Here is a 14,569-nt window from a genome sequence, read left to right as displayed (position 1 = left end):
GGTAACCAAGAATTATGATCATCCCATGAACCGTGTATAAATACAATAGGTGTACCTTGCCCTTTTTTATAGCGTATAGCTAAATTAATATCATTAGTATTGATAATATAAAGAGGGATATTTTCAATTGTAAAATATTCTAGTTCTGTTTTTGAAGGTGTTTGTGCAAATACTTCAATTAAAGATAATTGAAATAGTAATAAGAATATTATCCCTATTTTTTTATATGAAAACTGTTTCATGTCTATGTAGTTTAATAAGGTTAAATGTACTTAAAATGATTTGAGATAAAAAAACATAACTAAGTAATGGCACTGTTTTTAGAAATAAAAAATATTAAACTCTTTAATTGTTAAAAGGACCAATCTGGATGCCTAAGAATAAAAAATCTGTCTCCAAATTACTAGGCTACTAACTGTTATTTTTGCTTTTTAATCTAGATTATAAACTAGTAATCATAGCTAAACTAATTTACACAACTATGCACAACAACAACAACAACATTTTATTTGAATTAATCAAAAGAGAAGAAAGAAGACAAAGGGAGGGCTTAGAATTAATTGCTTCAGAGAACTTTGTTAGTGAGGATGTTTTAAGGGCTAATGGATCTATATTAACTAATAAGTATGCAGAAGGATATCCTGATAAACGATATTATGGAGGGTGTGAATATGTTGACTTTGTAGAGAATATGGCTATTGCATCTTTAAAAGAGATTTATGGTGCAGAATATGCTAATGTTCAACCACATTCTGGATCACAAGCTAATGTCGCGGTTTTTTCAGTTTGCTTAAAACCAGGAGACAAAATATTAGGATTTGACCTAACCCATGGAGGGCACTTGACTCATGGTTCTTCCGTGAATTTTTCAGGCAGATTATATGTTCCTTCATTCTATGGAGTAGATCAAGAAACAGGGGTACTTAATTATGATAAAATCGAAGAGATAGCTATCAAAGAAAAGCCTAAAATGATTATAGCTGGTGGAAGTGCATATTCTAGAGATATTAATTATTGCCGTTTTAGAGAAATAGCGGATAAGGTAGGAGCAATATTATTAGCAGATATGGCACATCCTGCAGGATTAATAGCCAAAGGATTATTAAGTAATCCTATACCGCATTGCCACATTGTTACAACAACAACACATAAAACATTGCGAGGTCCACGAGGTGGAGTTATTTTAATGGGGAAAGATTTTGAAAATCCCTTTGGATATAAGACTTTAAAAGGAGAGCTAAGAATGATGTCTAGTCTTCTAGATGCATCTGTATTTCCTGGTAATCAAGGTGGTCCACTAATGCATACTATTGCAGCCAAAGCAGTAGCTTTTAATGAAGTATTGACAGATGACTTTAAGGTATATGCTAATCAGATTCAAAAAAACATGAAAGTAATGGCAGATGCTTTTTTGTTGCGTGGATATAATATCGTCTCTGGAGGAACAGATAACCATTTAGTACTAATTGATTTAAGAAATAAAGATATATCTGGTAAGGAGGCTGAAAGCATTTTAGAACATGCTGGGATTACAGTGAATAAGAATATGGTTCCTTATGATGATAAATCAAACTTCATTACTTCAGGTATTAGGGTGGGAGCTGCGGCAGTAACTACCAGAGGGTTAAAAGAAGCAGATATGAAAAAAATAGTGCACTTTATTGATGAAGTATTAATATATAAAGATAATGCTATGAAACACAAGCAGATAAAGCAAGAAATTCAAAATATGATGAAAGATTACCCTATGTTTTCTAGGTAATCTTAGATATAATAGCAGTAATTGTTTCTAAATATAGAATCAGTAATTCTAGAGATCGTGTGTTGTGAGTAGAAAAAGTAGTCTCTATATTTAAATTAAAGTTACTTAAACCATGCTATAAATGTAATACCTCGTGTGTAACTTCTCACGAGGTATTGCATTTATTGATGTTTGATAAAATGATCTTTCAGAATATGAATAGCTTGAAGGATTTCTTTCTCGTTTAAAGAAGCAAATCCAAATCTAAAAGCATTCTCTTCTTTACTGATATGTTTAATCCTTATTTTGGATAGGTTTTGTATTGCTGATATTGGAAATTGTTTATCTACTTTTATCCATACTGCCATCCCTCCTGTAGGCAGAGTGTAAGAAATATACTTGTTCAGTTCATTTTTTAATAGTTGATCTAATAACTCTAGTCTTTCCTGATAAAACTTTTTAGCTTTTTTAAAATACCTTGTAAATTCTCCTTCTTTAATTAAGTTAGCTAAAGAGTTTTGCATATAGGCATCATTTCCCACATCAATTGTTTTTCTTAGTTCAACACATTGTTGAATGAAGTTTTTTGGAGCGACCATAAAACCTATACGAATGGATGATCCTAATATTTTAGAAAATGAACCAATATAAATAACATTACCATTATGCCCGCCACTAGCTAATGGAAGGTATGGAGGAGTTGTATAGTGATAATCAAAGTCATAATCATCTTCTATGATAGCGAAGTGATATTGCTTAGAAAGTTCTAAGAGATGAATACGTCTGTCAACACTTAAAGTGACAGTAGTAGGGTAGTGATGATGAGAAATAACATAAACAGCTGTTATTGTTGTTGTTTTACAAAGTGATTCTAGTTCATCTGTTTTTAATCCTTTTTCATCTATTCCTATTTCTAAAACTTTCGCTCCAGCATTGCTGAATGTTTGACTAGCTTTTGGGTAATTAGGTTTAGCTACAACAATTTTTGCCTTTTTATTGAGTAATAATTGTGCTGAAAGATAAATACTCATTTGTGCTCCATGAGTAATAAGAATATTCTCTTTAGAGAAAATAAGCCCTCTAGTTTCAGATAGATAATAGACAAGTTGTTCTCTTAGAGCGAGGGTTCCCTGTGGATTTTCAAGATTAGCATTTTTAATTGAATAGGTTCTTGTAACATAAGAGCGATAGGTCTTTAGTAATGCACTTATAGGAGAAAGTCTAATATCTGGAAAACCATCATCGATAATAATATCTGGAATAACTGTGTTTTCTTCTACAGAGTGATCCACATCATGGTATTGATTAAAAGGTAAATTAAAGTCAATATCATAGGAGTGTATACTAGAGAATTCTTCCCACTTTGATGCTTTGAGATTAGGAATGGACTCTGATATAGTTGCTCTTTTTCGAGGTGACATAGAAATCCAGTCTTGTGTATACAGTTCTTCGTAAGCTGCAATTATAGTTTTTCTGTGAAGGTTTAAAGAATTTGCTAAATCTCTACTTCCTGGGAGTTGATCTCCTGCTTTTAGATATCCATTTTTTATTGCATTGATAATTGATATAGCAATTTGTCTATAGATGGGCATTTTACTTTTTTTATCGATACGAATGATATGTTCTATTGGATACATATGAACTATGAGTTGATTTATAAAGGATGCATAAATATAGAGTAAATAACGAGAATGAATTGTTGTTTTCGTTGAATAATTGGTAAGGGAAGATCGAAGTGTTGTTTTTGATAGTAGCAACTTATTTTATAATTCAAGGATAATCGACTTAGTTAAATTATACCTAAGATAAATCAGTCTTAGTATAACTCATCTATAAAATATCTTTGATTAGTTAGATTATATTACGATACAGTTTACTACTTCTTGTTATCTGTGTTTTGAGCTATTTTTATCTCGCATTAGACTAATATGCTATACTTTTTATAGTTTTAGTTTTGTAATATCTTTTTAAGATATTACAAATTATAACCAAAAGATTTTTGCGAGACTTTGCCTCAGGGTAGTTCATTAAGAATGCAAGGATTCTAGCAAAGGCTTTTAAATCTTCTTTTGATTGTATAATAAATGTAATTAAGATTAACGATTTAAAAGTAAGAGTAGATTTAAAAATACTAAGTGATATGGCAATAAGCTGCTTTTTTTGGCTTTCATAGAAAAGAAGTCTTTACTAATTAATCTTGTCAATTGTATTATAATTCCTATTTTTAAAAACCAATATTAATTATTATGAACCATTTAAAAGTGAAAGACTATCTGAAAAGCAAGGGGTTTGAAGATCGTTTTATTGAATTTAAGGAGAGTACAGCTACTGTAGGTGAAGCTGCAATTGCGATTGGTTGTGATAGCGACCAAATAGCAAAGAGTATAACACTTTATGCCCCAGAAGAGGGAACTGCTATTCTTGTCGTCGCTTCAGGAAATAGTAAAATAGATAATAAAGCTTTTAAAGACACTTTTGGTATTAAAGCTAAGATGCTTAAATATGAAGATGTAGAAGAGTTAGTAGGCCATCGAGTAGGGGGAGTCTGTCCTTTTAAGGTAAAGGGACCAACTAAAATCTATTTTGATGAATCTTTAAAAAAACATCAAGTGCTCTATCCTGCTGGGGGTAGTGCTAATACTGTAGTTCAACTAAAACAAGAAGAATTGATTGGTTTATGTAATTTTGTTGATTGGGTCTCTGTGACAAAGTAGGTTGAAATTATGGTTTTGTTATGTAATTCCAAATACAACCACTTAGAGCCATTAGAAGTTTAGCAATACTGGTATTTCTTATTTTGATACCAATCAAGATAAGACATCATGCAAACTACCAATAAAACAAAGGAGGAAGAAAGATAAAATTTAATGTAATCCTAAAAAATATAGCCATGTTTTAGGCTCACTGAATCTGAAAATAAGAGACAGCTTGTTTTGTTTGCATCATCAAGAATGACAAACAAAGCAAGCTTTCTTGTTTCTATGCTTTTGCTTATTGTAAAACAATACTAGCTAATTGATGACTAATTTCAATAGTACTGTTTTTTGTGTTATTTGTCAGCACCACTATGGTTGCCTTTTTGTCTGGTATGCGAATAAAATTAGAGACATAACTTGTCCAGCATAGGAGTATTTGATATCTCGTTATGTATTTGACTGTTATTTTCCATTTGTTATATCATAATTCTTAAGTGACTACTTACAAAAGTAACTGTTTAAAGTAAGTAGCCAGTGGCGTTAGTATAATAGCTAAGGGTAACTATACTTAGTAACTTAATTGCTCTTTGTGTTTTGCAATAAATTCAGGCCATCTTGTGGGCTGTTTACCAGTTATGGCATAGAAATTATCAAAGACGTCATCCGCTCCTGGTATTAGGCCATTGGCATATAATTCCCAATGCTCATATACGCAGGTCATATAGCTGATCTCTGCGCCAGCATTAATCATATCTTGAAGAAAATCCTTAGGTGGTAAGGCGATATACTCATATGGTTTACCAACAATACTAGTGATAAGCTCAGCTATCTCCGCATAGTTTTTAGCGTCATATCCAAGTCTATAGGTTTGCCCAGCATGTTTAGCAGGTAATTCAATGACTTTAGCAGCCACTAGAGCAATATCATCTACATCGACCCAGCTTTGTCTCGCATCAGCTAGATAAGCGTTTAAAATACCTTTTTCAGCTGTGCTCTTTCCTCCATAGCTTAGAATATTTTGCATAAAAGCTTCTGGGCGCAAATGCGTAGAAGTAAAACCATGCCACTCGATATAACGTTCTACCATTTGATGCCAAGCCCAATGTCCAACAGTAGTATCATCACGTCCGCAGGCTCCTAGATGAACTACATTTCTAACACCTGTTTTCTTCGCATTATCTAAAATCGTTTTACTTTGTTTTAGCATATTGACTCTATACCCTGTTAGAAGAAATAACGTATCAATTCCTTCTAGAGCATTTAGGTGTGTAGATGGATCATCTAGATCTATAAATGTGGTATCTATTTGTCTTGGCTCAAAACTTTCTTTCTGTTTTTCTGAGCGTATAGCAGCAACTATATTCACATTGGCTTTGTTTGCAAGTAAGGTATTAATAATCCTTGATCCCACTTGTCCACTTGCGCCTATAATCAGTACATTATCTTTGTTTTTCTCTATCATATCGTAAGTTATTTACCTTTTTAATTTATCTATATAGCAAAGGTGAAAACAAGAAAAAAGATATGGAATATAGGCTAAAAGAATCATATGGATAAAATTATCCCTATAAAGTATTTAAAAATCATTCAATATATTTGAACTATTATTAAGATTACAAAACTTATTTATGTACAATAATAAAATACCACAATACCACAATTACTAGATTATGGCGTTTCTATTACGATGAAAGTTATTGGGGGAAAATGGAAACCTTGTATTATTAATTGCATTAATAATGGCACCAATAGACCTGCTCATATTCACAAAGCAATACCAACGGCTACACTAAGGGTAATTAACCAACAATTAAGCGAGCTTTTAGACTATGAGATTATCTCAAAAGAAATCTTTGAGGGATATCCATTACATGTAGAGTACAAGTTAACGGAGTTTGGAAAGATACTGCTTATGGTTATTGACGCTATGGAAGTCTGGGGAGATACTCATGGAGACAAAATAACAGAGATAGCAATAAAAAGAAATGAGAATATAGAACCTCTTTAGAATTGGTGTATATTCTCATTCTTACAATGAATAAAAATAAGCTATTCTTTAGAAAAGCTTATTTAATTAGTGTTATTTTTAAATCAGCAAACTGATGCAGTACATCTACATCTGTATCTTTAGAAACATTGCTTTCTCCTAAATAAACAGCTTTAGCCTGAACAAGTATAGGTTTAAACTTATCAGGAGTAATAGGCAGTATATAATCTACTGCTTTGTCTTTTGAGATTACTTCCTAGTTTGAATAGAGTAATACACTCTACAAAGGGTAAGAATCACATTTATTTCATCATCTTCTATTTCTCTTATTAAGTTAGGAAGAGATGCTAAAATAGCCTTATTAAATACGATTATCCGAGATAGTAGGTATTACTTCAGTAGCTTCTTTTCCATATAGAGCTAAGCTATTAAGCCTCACTTTTCTAAGTAAGATAGTAAGGTCTTCATCCTTTACAGTCTCAGGAATGTATCCATTGCTATATTCTTCTCTTAGCCACTCACCATACTGAAACTCTCTGTGTAGTGGAAATTCCAAGTTACTTAATTCTGATTGGTTTACAATGGTTACTTCCAAATACCTTTTGCCTTGGTTATTGTCAATTTCTCCTGATAGTACAAGTAATTGTTCTATGAGTACTTTCTTTATTTCCAGAGATAACGTTTGATTAATAAGGATAAAATGATAAGAGGCTGCCTAATAAGACAGCCTCTCCGAGGTCAACTACGATATGTACTATATAAGAATAGTGAAGAAGTTGAAAATAATACATACCTCATTGACCTATTGAAACATAATTATTTGATGGTCTATTTAATAATCTTGACAGGAGGATGTCCTTTGTTTATCGTTGTTTCCTCTTGTGGAGTATCTCCTTTTTTGTTCTTTCCACCGAAATTATAAGTTATTCCTAGTTTGAATACTCTCATATCATTCTTTACAGTGAAGTTGGTCAGTTGATCAGGATGTTCTAAAGTTGTTGTTCTAATACCTCCTGTTTTGAACAGATCACTTACTGCAAGTGTAGCTGTAAATTTCTCATTTAAGAATTTCTTACTGACTCCTAAATTCACTTCCCCTAATGAACGATATCTAAAGTTAGATTCTATTCCTCCGTTTTGGTACCAAGCAGTAAGCTCGATATTCATATTATAAGGCAACTTAAAGTTGTTATAGGTAAATACCCCAACACTATTTTTATTCTCATTGATTAAGTTATTGTCAAATCGAGTATTAAAAAAGTAGACCCCATGGTAGTTTTCCCACCAATTGATACTTGGTATAGGAGCAGATAATGAAGCGTACCATTCACTTCTACTTTTACCATTAATACTAGTAAAATAAGATTTGTTTATTCCTTCGTTAAAATAACTGTATAGCATAGGGTCTGTAATGCGACTATATCCGATAGATAAATCTATGAAACCTAAGAACTGCTGATCTAATTCTATATTATTAGAATACTCAGGCTGTAGATTAGGGTTTCCCATAGATGTTGTTGTACTATTTAAATAGCGCACTGCTGGATTTAATTTATCGAACTCAGGCCTTTCTATTCTTCTAGAGTAAGAAGCCATTACAGAATAGTAATCACTAGCTGTATACGTTAGTCGTACAGTAGGGAATAGCGAGAAGTAATCTTGTTTTACTAACTTTTTATGAGCTAAGGTATCTCCATTGATATGTGTGTATTCTCCTCTTAAACCTGCTGTTATAGCCCATTTATCGAATGTCATATCTACTGATCCATAGAAAGCATGTACGCCTGTTTTATACTCAAATTGACTTTTGTGCAAAACATTAATATTGTTTCCATTGGAGATGAATGTGTATAAACGTTCATCTGTTTTAAGAATAGAATAATTACTCTTTACGCCAAACTCTACTTTTGCAGTTGTATTTTCTTCATCCCAAAGTTGTTTCTGGTAATCAGATTTAAAGTTGAACTCTTTTCTATTTGTAGGATATTTATTCTGTTGTTTGGTTAGTAAGGCGTTTGGCAGTAATAGTTGTCCATTATTACCATAGATTACATCATTGATATCTGATTTGACATACATTGTACCGATGGAAGTAGTCCAACTTTCTTTTTCTGCTATTTTCATTTTATAGACTACATCAGCTTTAAAATTAGTCAATTTACTCTTGCTCTCATTCTTTTGTACACTGTGAAAGAGATCGTTATTATTACCTAATTCTGTGTTGGTATGTACTGTACTAGGTGTATCATTATAGTCCATAGAAGTCTTTAAGCTTAGTACATGACCATTCTGAAATGTTCTGTCTATATCTAGTTTGATTAAGTGAGACTTACTATTAAGAACCGAGAATTGAGATTGATTTGACCATGTATGATCTAATGAAGCCAGATCTTTTTTATCATATCTCTCTCTTAATCTATCAGGCGAATAGCTAAATGAGTACAAAAAGTTATAGTTCCAGTTATCATTGCCATACCCTAAGTTTAAAGAGTGATCTGTGCTTACTTTATTACTAACACCTACAGTTGAATTAACTGTTCCATAAAAGCCTTGAACTAGCTTTTTCTTAGAGATAATATTAATTACCCCACCTGTACCAGAAGCATCTATATTAGCAGGAGGTATATTCATAATTTCAATAGACTCTAAAGTAGAGCCAGGAGTTCCTTTAAGTATGGTTTTTAATTGTTCTGCAGATAGCTGAGTAGGCTGTCCGTCCATCAATACTGTGACACCTGATTTACCTTTTATTTTTAATTCTCCGTTTTGACTAATAGTAACTCCAGGGAGTGTCTTTAGCACATCATAGGCAGACTGTGTTTGTGCTAAGTTACTCTGCTCTATATTTAATGTAGCTTTGCCAGGAGTTACTTTTAGAGCTTTTCTATGGCTGGTGATCATTACCTCATCTAAGATGTTTTCGTCACTTTCTATGATTAGATTGATTGGCGTATTATGATCACTTATAGTGATAGTAGAGGCCACATCTTTATACCCTATAAAGCTAGTAGTTAGTTTAAAACTTCCTTTTGACTTAATATCTGCAAAAACAAAACTTCCATCTTCTTCACTTGTGATAAAGTATTCTTCTTTTGGATTGTCCGTTGCTTGTAAGACTACAGTTGCCCATCCGATAGGATTGGCTTGTGTGTCTTTTATCACCCCTTGTAATTGAGATTGAGCCCAAGAAGGTAAAGTCATTACCCCTAATAGAATTAATAATAGTTGCTTCATAATTAAAATGGCATTAGCATTTATTTCTGAGGTAAATGTATTAGGATGTTTTATGGCTTATTGGAACTTTTACATTAACTAACTCATTTCTATACTAAAGCCACCGAAACGATGATTATAGTGCAATTAAGTTTAAATAGAAGTGAATAGGCTATTCAAGAGCAAAAAATGTCAATTGATGTATCTATACCCTATGGGAGCTTAATACTCCAGTACTTTTGTGTAAGAATAATTAGAGAAGATGAGAATAAATAGATATTTGGGCAGGGGGTACCGCAGTACTGCTGCTCATGTTTTGCAACAGGCTTTTAATGAAAAACTAAAAGGAATACTAGGGACAGAGGAAGAAGTACATCAAGTTATTTTAGCATCTCTAGATGCTAAGCATATTATCGTGGCCCGTTCTAGTGAAGGAGAATTAATAGGTGTAGCAGCTTATCAACACAATGGTCAATGTACTTTGAATATTTCTCTGAGTATTATGATTAAGGTATATGGGCTGATAAGAGGACTTTATAAGATGCTACAGCTCATCATGTACTTTCCATCTAAGAGAGATAAGGATGTAGTGTATGTAGATGCTATCGCAGTAGATGAGAATTTTAGAGGACTAGGAGTTGGTAAAATGCTATTAGAAGAAGTAGAAAAGTTAGCTTTAGAACATCATGCAAGATATGTAAGTTTAGATGTAATCAAAGAAAATCCTCGCGCAAAAAAGCTATATGAGCAAATAGGTTTTGTAGAAGTAAAATACAACGAATTAGACGAACGAACAAGTGATAAACTTGGCTTTTCAGGGTATTATTATATGATGAAAATAATAGGTTAAATCCTATTTTGGTATTGTAATTGAGTGCTATTTCTTAACTTAAGACTAAGGAAGACAAGTTCAGTTATAAAAAATGTAAAACGAGCTTTGTTTTTTGTTACTTTAGGTATAAAATCAAAAGAATTAGATAAGAATAGCATAATTTTAATCTGTAATGAAAGCACAAAAGCAAAGTAAGAAAGAATGGAGGTATAGAGTAGCTTTAACGCTCTTAGTAGCGTTGTTTTTTATTTTTTCGTTGTACATTATTAGTACTGCGGATCAGTATCAGATAGTTTCTTTTGAGAGTGGATATACCTTTACGGCAGATGTGATTTGGTTTATTGCTATCAGTTGGATTGTAACGACCTTAGGGATCTATCTGTCAGATCGGTTGCCGATAAAGACGTATTCCATAAAAGAAGTAATTCGGTTTGGAGTATTACATGTGATTATTTGTGTTGTAGTCTTCTTATTTTTAGTTATTGTGACAGATTACTATTTAATAGATCAAGATCATACAGCACGAGAAGATTGGTTAGACGCTAGACAGATGTTTTTTATAGGCTTATGTTTGACTGTCTTTGTTATCGTTGTACACAATGGAAGAAAGCTAATAACGATGTGGAAAGAATCCGTTTATGAAAATGCACAGATGAAAGAAATAGTATTACAGAGCCAACTAGCATCTTTAAAAGCTCAGTTAGACCCACACTTTATGTTTAATAATTACAGTGTGTTAAGAAGTCTGATTCAAGAAGATAAAGAGAAAGCAAGTGAGTTCTTAGAGCGATTATCGGATGTACAACGCTATTTATTGGTAAATCTAGAGCATGACTTAGTCAGTTTAGCCAAAGAGATACAGTTCTTGATTGATTATTTATACTTGATTAAGATTCGCTTTGGCGAAAGTATACAAGTAGAGATCAATGTCAGACCAGAGCTATTAGGAATGAAGATTCCACCTATGACCTTACAATTGTTATTAGAAAATGCAATAAAACACAATAAAGCAACCAAAAAAAGTCCCCTCTTTGTGAATATTTATGGGGAAGAAGAATATGTAATTATTGAGAATAATCTCCAATTATTGAACACTCTTCCTTATTCTTCTAAGTTAGGGCTGACAAATATAAAGAAGAGATACTTACTGATCGAAGACAGAGAGGTCGTGATAGAGCAGACCGTATCCGTTTTTAGAGTTAAAATCCCATTGTTATAAGCTATGATAAAAGTATTGATAGTAGAAGACGAACAGTATAATGCACAGCATCTGACTACCTTACTTCAGGATATAAAAGAAGATATTCAGGTCGTGCAGGTTATAGAAGGTGTAGAGGACTGTATAGAATGGCTAGAGCAGCATGATGATATTGACCTAATCTTTATGGATATAAGATTAGGAGATGGAGTATGCTTCGAAATATTTGATGCCATAGAAGTAAACGTACCGATTGTTTTTACGACAGCTTATGATCAGTATGCCTTGCAAGTATTTCAGGTTAACAGTATAGATTATTTATTAAAACCAATCAAAAAATCTGCCTTAGAACAAAGCATAACGAAGTATAAGAAACTTCACCAATTACAAGTTTTAGATAAAGAAATCTTAAGCAATCTAACCGAGGTTATACACGGAAAGAAACAGAGTTATAGAACACGTTTTTTACTGAGTAATAACGATAGGTATAAAGTTGTACAGACAAGTGATATTGCCTATATCTATACAGAATTTCGTTTGTCTAAAGCGGTTATGTTTGATAAATCTGTTCACGTATTACCATTCACTATGGAAGAACTAGAATCAGAATTAGACCCTAATCGATTCTTTAGAATATCTAGACAATATCTAATAAGCTATGAGAGCATTACTGCTATTCAGAATAATCTAAACAGTAAGGTAAGTGTAGTATTACAAGGTGATGTAGAGGTAGATCTAAGTAGAGAGAGAACACGAGCGATAAAGCAATGGCTTGACACCTAGTTCTTAGGAGGTTAACAGTTCACAGCAATTAGTTTACAGTCTTGCCCTACGGGCTTAATACAGTTTACATTAATATTATTAAAATCACTAGTTGTTGATATAGTGAAAGTTAGTTGCTAAAAAGGGAACCTTATATTGAGGTTCCCTTTTTTTAACTTATATGATTACTCTTTTAGCTGTATTGCTAATAAGTTTACTACTTGTGCTGTCGCAGATATTTAATCAGTGACGTGTATGAACTCCTATAATGTACTTAGAGGGTGTGATATACTATACATTGACAGCATAGACCAATCGATTTCACATCTTCACACCATCGCGATTTTATAAAAAAACGACATCACAAAAAAACAAACTCTTACTCTTTTAATTGTATAGCTAAGATTTCACCCGTAGCACAGATTACTCCATTAACTTCTAGGGTTAGATCTACCCATACCTTTCTGCCCTCTATGCTTCTTAGTTTACCCTTTAGCACTAGTTCTTCTCCCATAGGAGTAGAGGCTTTAAAATCAACTTTAAGAGAAGCTGTTACACATCTTACAGGTATAGTGCCTTCTAGTGGGATATTATTGTGCTTACACAGAAATGCCGCTGCTGATCCTGTGCCATGACAGTCTAGTAGAGAAGCGATTAATCCACCATATACGCTTCCTGGTATAGCGGTGTATTTAGTATCTGGAGTAAAACGAGCGATTGTTTCTTCTCTGTCAAGATATGTTTTTAGTTGATGTCCATTAGGATTGTTTTTTCCACAGCCATAGCAGTGCGCTAAGCTCTCAGGATATAGGTCTTGGATTGCTTGTGTCATAATATTTGTTTTGGTTGTTATTCGATAGAGGAATCCCTCTATTACAAATAAAGTTATTTTTATTGAAGTACAAAAATTTAACCTGATTAGAGTGTGGATTATAACTGCTAAAAATGTCAAACATTTTTTATCAAATGATAGTAAAAAGCTTTTTCTATATCCTAATCTTTGTATCCCAAAAATAGCGTGATAAGGCTATATCATTATTAAATAATAATTTAATCAATACAAGTAAAATGGAAAATAGAGGACCTATTTCTCAATTTATGGCGCATAATTATCGCCACTTTAACTCAGCAACTGTAGTAGATGCTGCTCAAGGGTATGAAAAGTTTTTAGATGAAGGAGGGAAGATGCTTATTTCTCTTGCAGGTGCGATGAGTACTGCTGAGCTAGGAATCTCATTAGCAGAGATGATTAGACAGGACAAAGTAGCTATTATTTCATGTACAGGGGCTAACTTAGAGGAGGATATTATGAACTTAGTAGCGCATTCTCACTATAAAAGAATTCCTAACTATAGAAACTTAACTCCTGAGGATGAGCTAGCGCTGTTAGAAAATAAATATAACCGTGTTACGGATACGTGTATCCCTGAAGAAGAAGCATTTAGAAGAATCCAAGGGCATATCGAGAAAATATGGAAAGACAGTGAAGCAGCAGGTGAGAGTTATTTTCCACATGAGTATATGTATAAGTTACTATTAAGCGGTGTGTTAGAAGAGCATTATGAGATAGATCCTAAAAACTCATGGATGCTAGCTGCTGCAGAAAAAAACTTACCAATCGTAGTACCAGGATGGGAAGACTCTACGATGGGGAATATCTTCGCTTCTTATGTAATCAAGGGGGAATTGAAGTCTAGAACAGTGAACAGTGGAATAGACTATATGGTTTGGTTAGCAGATTGGTATAAAAAGAATGCTGTAGATCAAGGAGTTGGTTTCTTCCAGATAGGAGGAGGTATTGCTGGAGATTTCGCTATGTGTGTAGCTCCTATGTTGGCACAGGATTTAGAGGATGATTCAGTATTGAGATGGAGATATTACTGTCAGATTACAGATTCTACTACTTCTTTTGGATCTTACTCAGGATGTATTCCCAACGAGAAGATTACTTGGGGTAAACTAGACGTAGATACACCGAGTTATGTAATCGAATCAGATGCTACTATTGTAGCTCCATTGATTTTCTCATGGGTATTGAAACAATAAATAAGAAAGAGCCTTCAGGCTCTTTTTTTGTTTTAGAGTAAAGGACTAAAAGTTGAGTTCCATTTCTTAGGAATGAAATGAAAGAGTTTGGTAA

Annotated in this window: 12 protein-coding genes and 2 pseudogenes; 7 read left to right on the top strand and 7 right to left on the bottom strand. The window is 33.1% G+C overall.

Features of this window, described 5'->3' with window-relative positions; translation table 11 throughout:
* A pseudogene (locus tag HX049_RS10605) lies at nucleotides 1–242 on the bottom strand (alpha/beta fold hydrolase); the annotation flags it as partial.
* A 239-nt stretch (nucleotides 243–481) separates the two neighbouring features.
* Here HX049_RS10605 and glyA point away from each other — a divergent pair.
* The gene (gene glyA, locus HX049_RS10600; RefSeq protein ID WP_286415779.1) at nucleotides 482–1,762 is read left to right on the top strand and encodes a serine hydroxymethyltransferase; all 1,281 of its coding nucleotides are present in this window, start codon (nucleotides 482–484) and stop codon (nucleotides 1,760–1,762) included.
* A gap of 161 nt (nucleotides 1,763–1,923) precedes the next feature.
* Here glyA and HX049_RS10595 read toward each other — a convergent pair whose 3' ends face one another.
* Nucleotides 1,924–3,378: a PLP-dependent aminotransferase family protein gene (locus tag HX049_RS10595; protein ID WP_286415778.1), complete on the bottom strand. Its 1,455-nt coding sequence runs from the start codon at nucleotides 3,376–3,378 to the stop codon at nucleotides 1,924–1,926.
* Nucleotides 3,379–3,987: 609 nt separating this feature from the next.
* Between HX049_RS10595 and HX049_RS10590 the strand changes: the two genes are divergently transcribed.
* Nucleotides 3,988–4,455, top strand: coding sequence for a YbaK/EbsC family protein (locus HX049_RS10590; RefSeq protein WP_286415777.1), 468 nt, complete (start codon nucleotides 3,988–3,990; stop codon nucleotides 4,453–4,455).
* Nucleotides 4,456–5,005: 550 nt separating this feature from the next.
* On the opposite strand, the gene HX049_RS10585 is transcribed toward HX049_RS10590, so the two are convergent.
* On the bottom strand, nucleotides 5,006–5,899 hold the full coding sequence (locus HX049_RS10585) for an NmrA family NAD(P)-binding protein (protein ID WP_286415776.1): 894 nt from the start codon (nucleotides 5,897–5,899) through the stop codon (nucleotides 5,006–5,008).
* 225 nt (nucleotides 5,900–6,124) lie between these two features.
* Between HX049_RS10585 and HX049_RS10580 the strand changes: the two genes are divergently transcribed.
* On the top strand, nucleotides 6,125–6,445 hold the full coding sequence (locus tag HX049_RS10580) for a winged helix-turn-helix transcriptional regulator (protein WP_286415775.1): 321 nt from the start codon (nucleotides 6,125–6,127) through the stop codon (nucleotides 6,443–6,445).
* Nucleotides 6,446–6,503: 58 nt separating this feature from the next.
* Here HX049_RS10580 and HX049_RS18460 read toward each other — a convergent pair.
* The 3 genes and pseudogenes from HX049_RS18460 to HX049_RS10570 form a co-directional block, all read right to left on the bottom strand.
* Nucleotides 6,504–6,730: pseudogene (locus HX049_RS18460) on the bottom strand (aminoglycoside adenylyltransferase domain-containing protein).
* 55 nt (nucleotides 6,731–6,785) lie between these two features.
* Entirely contained in the window at nucleotides 6,786–7,019 is a 234-nt protein-coding gene (locus HX049_RS10575; RefSeq protein WP_286415774.1) for a hypothetical protein, read from the bottom strand.
* Between the two features lie 233 nt (nucleotides 7,020–7,252).
* A complete protein-coding gene (locus tag HX049_RS10570) occupies nucleotides 7,253–9,658 on the bottom strand; it encodes a TonB-dependent receptor domain-containing protein (RefSeq protein WP_286415773.1) in 2,406 nt (801 codons plus the stop codon).
* 241 nt (nucleotides 9,659–9,899) lie between these two features.
* Between HX049_RS10570 and HX049_RS10565 the strand changes: the two genes are divergently transcribed.
* The 3 genes from HX049_RS10565 (at nucleotide 9,900) to HX049_RS10555 (ending at nucleotide 12,450) form a co-directional block, all read left to right on the top strand.
* Complete coding sequence (locus HX049_RS10565; RefSeq protein ID WP_286415772.1) at nucleotides 9,900–10,487, top strand: GNAT family N-acetyltransferase; 588 nt, start codon at nucleotides 9,900–9,902, stop codon at nucleotides 10,485–10,487.
* A gap of 154 nt (nucleotides 10,488–10,641) precedes the next feature.
* Entirely contained in the window at nucleotides 10,642–11,688 is a 1,047-nt protein-coding gene (locus HX049_RS10560) for a sensor histidine kinase (RefSeq protein ID WP_286415771.1), read from the top strand.
* A gap of 3 nt (nucleotides 11,689–11,691) precedes the next feature.
* Nucleotides 11,692–12,450 (top strand): LytR/AlgR family response regulator transcription factor, encoded by a 759-nt coding sequence (locus HX049_RS10555; RefSeq protein WP_286415770.1) that lies wholly within the window; start codon nucleotides 11,692–11,694, stop codon nucleotides 12,448–12,450.
* A gap of 358 nt (nucleotides 12,451–12,808) precedes the next feature.
* Here HX049_RS10555 and HX049_RS10550 read toward each other — a convergent pair whose 3' ends face one another.
* Nucleotides 12,809–13,261, bottom strand: coding sequence for a PaaI family thioesterase (locus HX049_RS10550; protein ID WP_286415769.1), 453 nt, complete (start codon nucleotides 13,259–13,261; stop codon nucleotides 12,809–12,811).
* Nucleotides 13,262–13,497: 236 nt separating this feature from the next.
* Here HX049_RS10550 and HX049_RS10545 point away from each other — a divergent pair, with 236 nt between their 5' ends.
* A complete protein-coding gene (locus HX049_RS10545; protein ID WP_286415768.1) occupies nucleotides 13,498–14,475 on the top strand; it encodes a deoxyhypusine synthase family protein in 978 nt (325 codons plus the stop codon).
* Nucleotides 14,476–14,569: the final 94 nt, after the last annotated feature.

It is taken from the genome of Myroides odoratimimus (genome assembly GCF_030326305.1).
GTDB lineage: Bacteria > Bacteroidota > Bacteroidia > Flavobacteriales > Flavobacteriaceae > Flavobacterium > Flavobacterium odoratimimum_A.
The sequence above is the reverse complement of the archived record's forward strand: the minus strand, read 5'-3'. Positions and strand labels throughout refer to the sequence as shown.

Excerpts from the sequence above, each read along its gene's own strand:
- HX049_RS10595 (WP_286415778.1), bottom strand. The coding sequence starts at position 3,378 with ATGTATCCAATAGAACATATCATTCGTATCGATAAAAAAAGTAAAATG.
- HX049_RS10555 (WP_286415770.1), top strand. The coding sequence starts at position 11,692 with ATGATAAAAGTATTGATAGTAGAAGACGAACAGTATAATGCACAGCAT.
- HX049_RS10570 (WP_286415773.1), bottom strand. The coding sequence starts at position 9,658 with ATGAAGCAACTATTATTAATTCTATTAGGGGTAATGACTTTACCTTCT.
- glyA (WP_286415779.1), top strand. The coding sequence starts at position 482 with ATGCACAACAACAACAACAACATTTTATTTGAATTAATCAAAAGAGAA.
- HX049_RS10560 (WP_286415771.1), top strand. The coding sequence starts at position 10,642 with ATGAAAGCACAAAAGCAAAGTAAGAAAGAATGGAGGTATAGAGTAGCT.
- HX049_RS10550 (WP_286415769.1), bottom strand. The coding sequence starts at position 13,261 with ATGACACAAGCAATCCAAGACCTATATCCTGAGAGCTTAGCGCACTGC.
- HX049_RS10580 (WP_286415775.1), top strand. The coding sequence starts at position 6,125 with ATGAAAGTTATTGGGGGAAAATGGAAACCTTGTATTATTAATTGCATT.
- HX049_RS10585 (WP_286415776.1), bottom strand. The coding sequence starts at position 5,899 with ATGATAGAGAAAAACAAAGATAATGTACTGATTATAGGCGCAAGTGGA.
- HX049_RS10565 (WP_286415772.1), top strand. The coding sequence starts at position 9,900 with ATGAGAATAAATAGATATTTGGGCAGGGGGTACCGCAGTACTGCTGCT.
- HX049_RS10545 (WP_286415768.1), top strand. The coding sequence starts at position 13,498 with ATGGAAAATAGAGGACCTATTTCTCAATTTATGGCGCATAATTATCGC.
- HX049_RS10590 (WP_286415777.1), top strand. The coding sequence starts at position 3,988 with ATGAACCATTTAAAAGTGAAAGACTATCTGAAAAGCAAGGGGTTTGAA.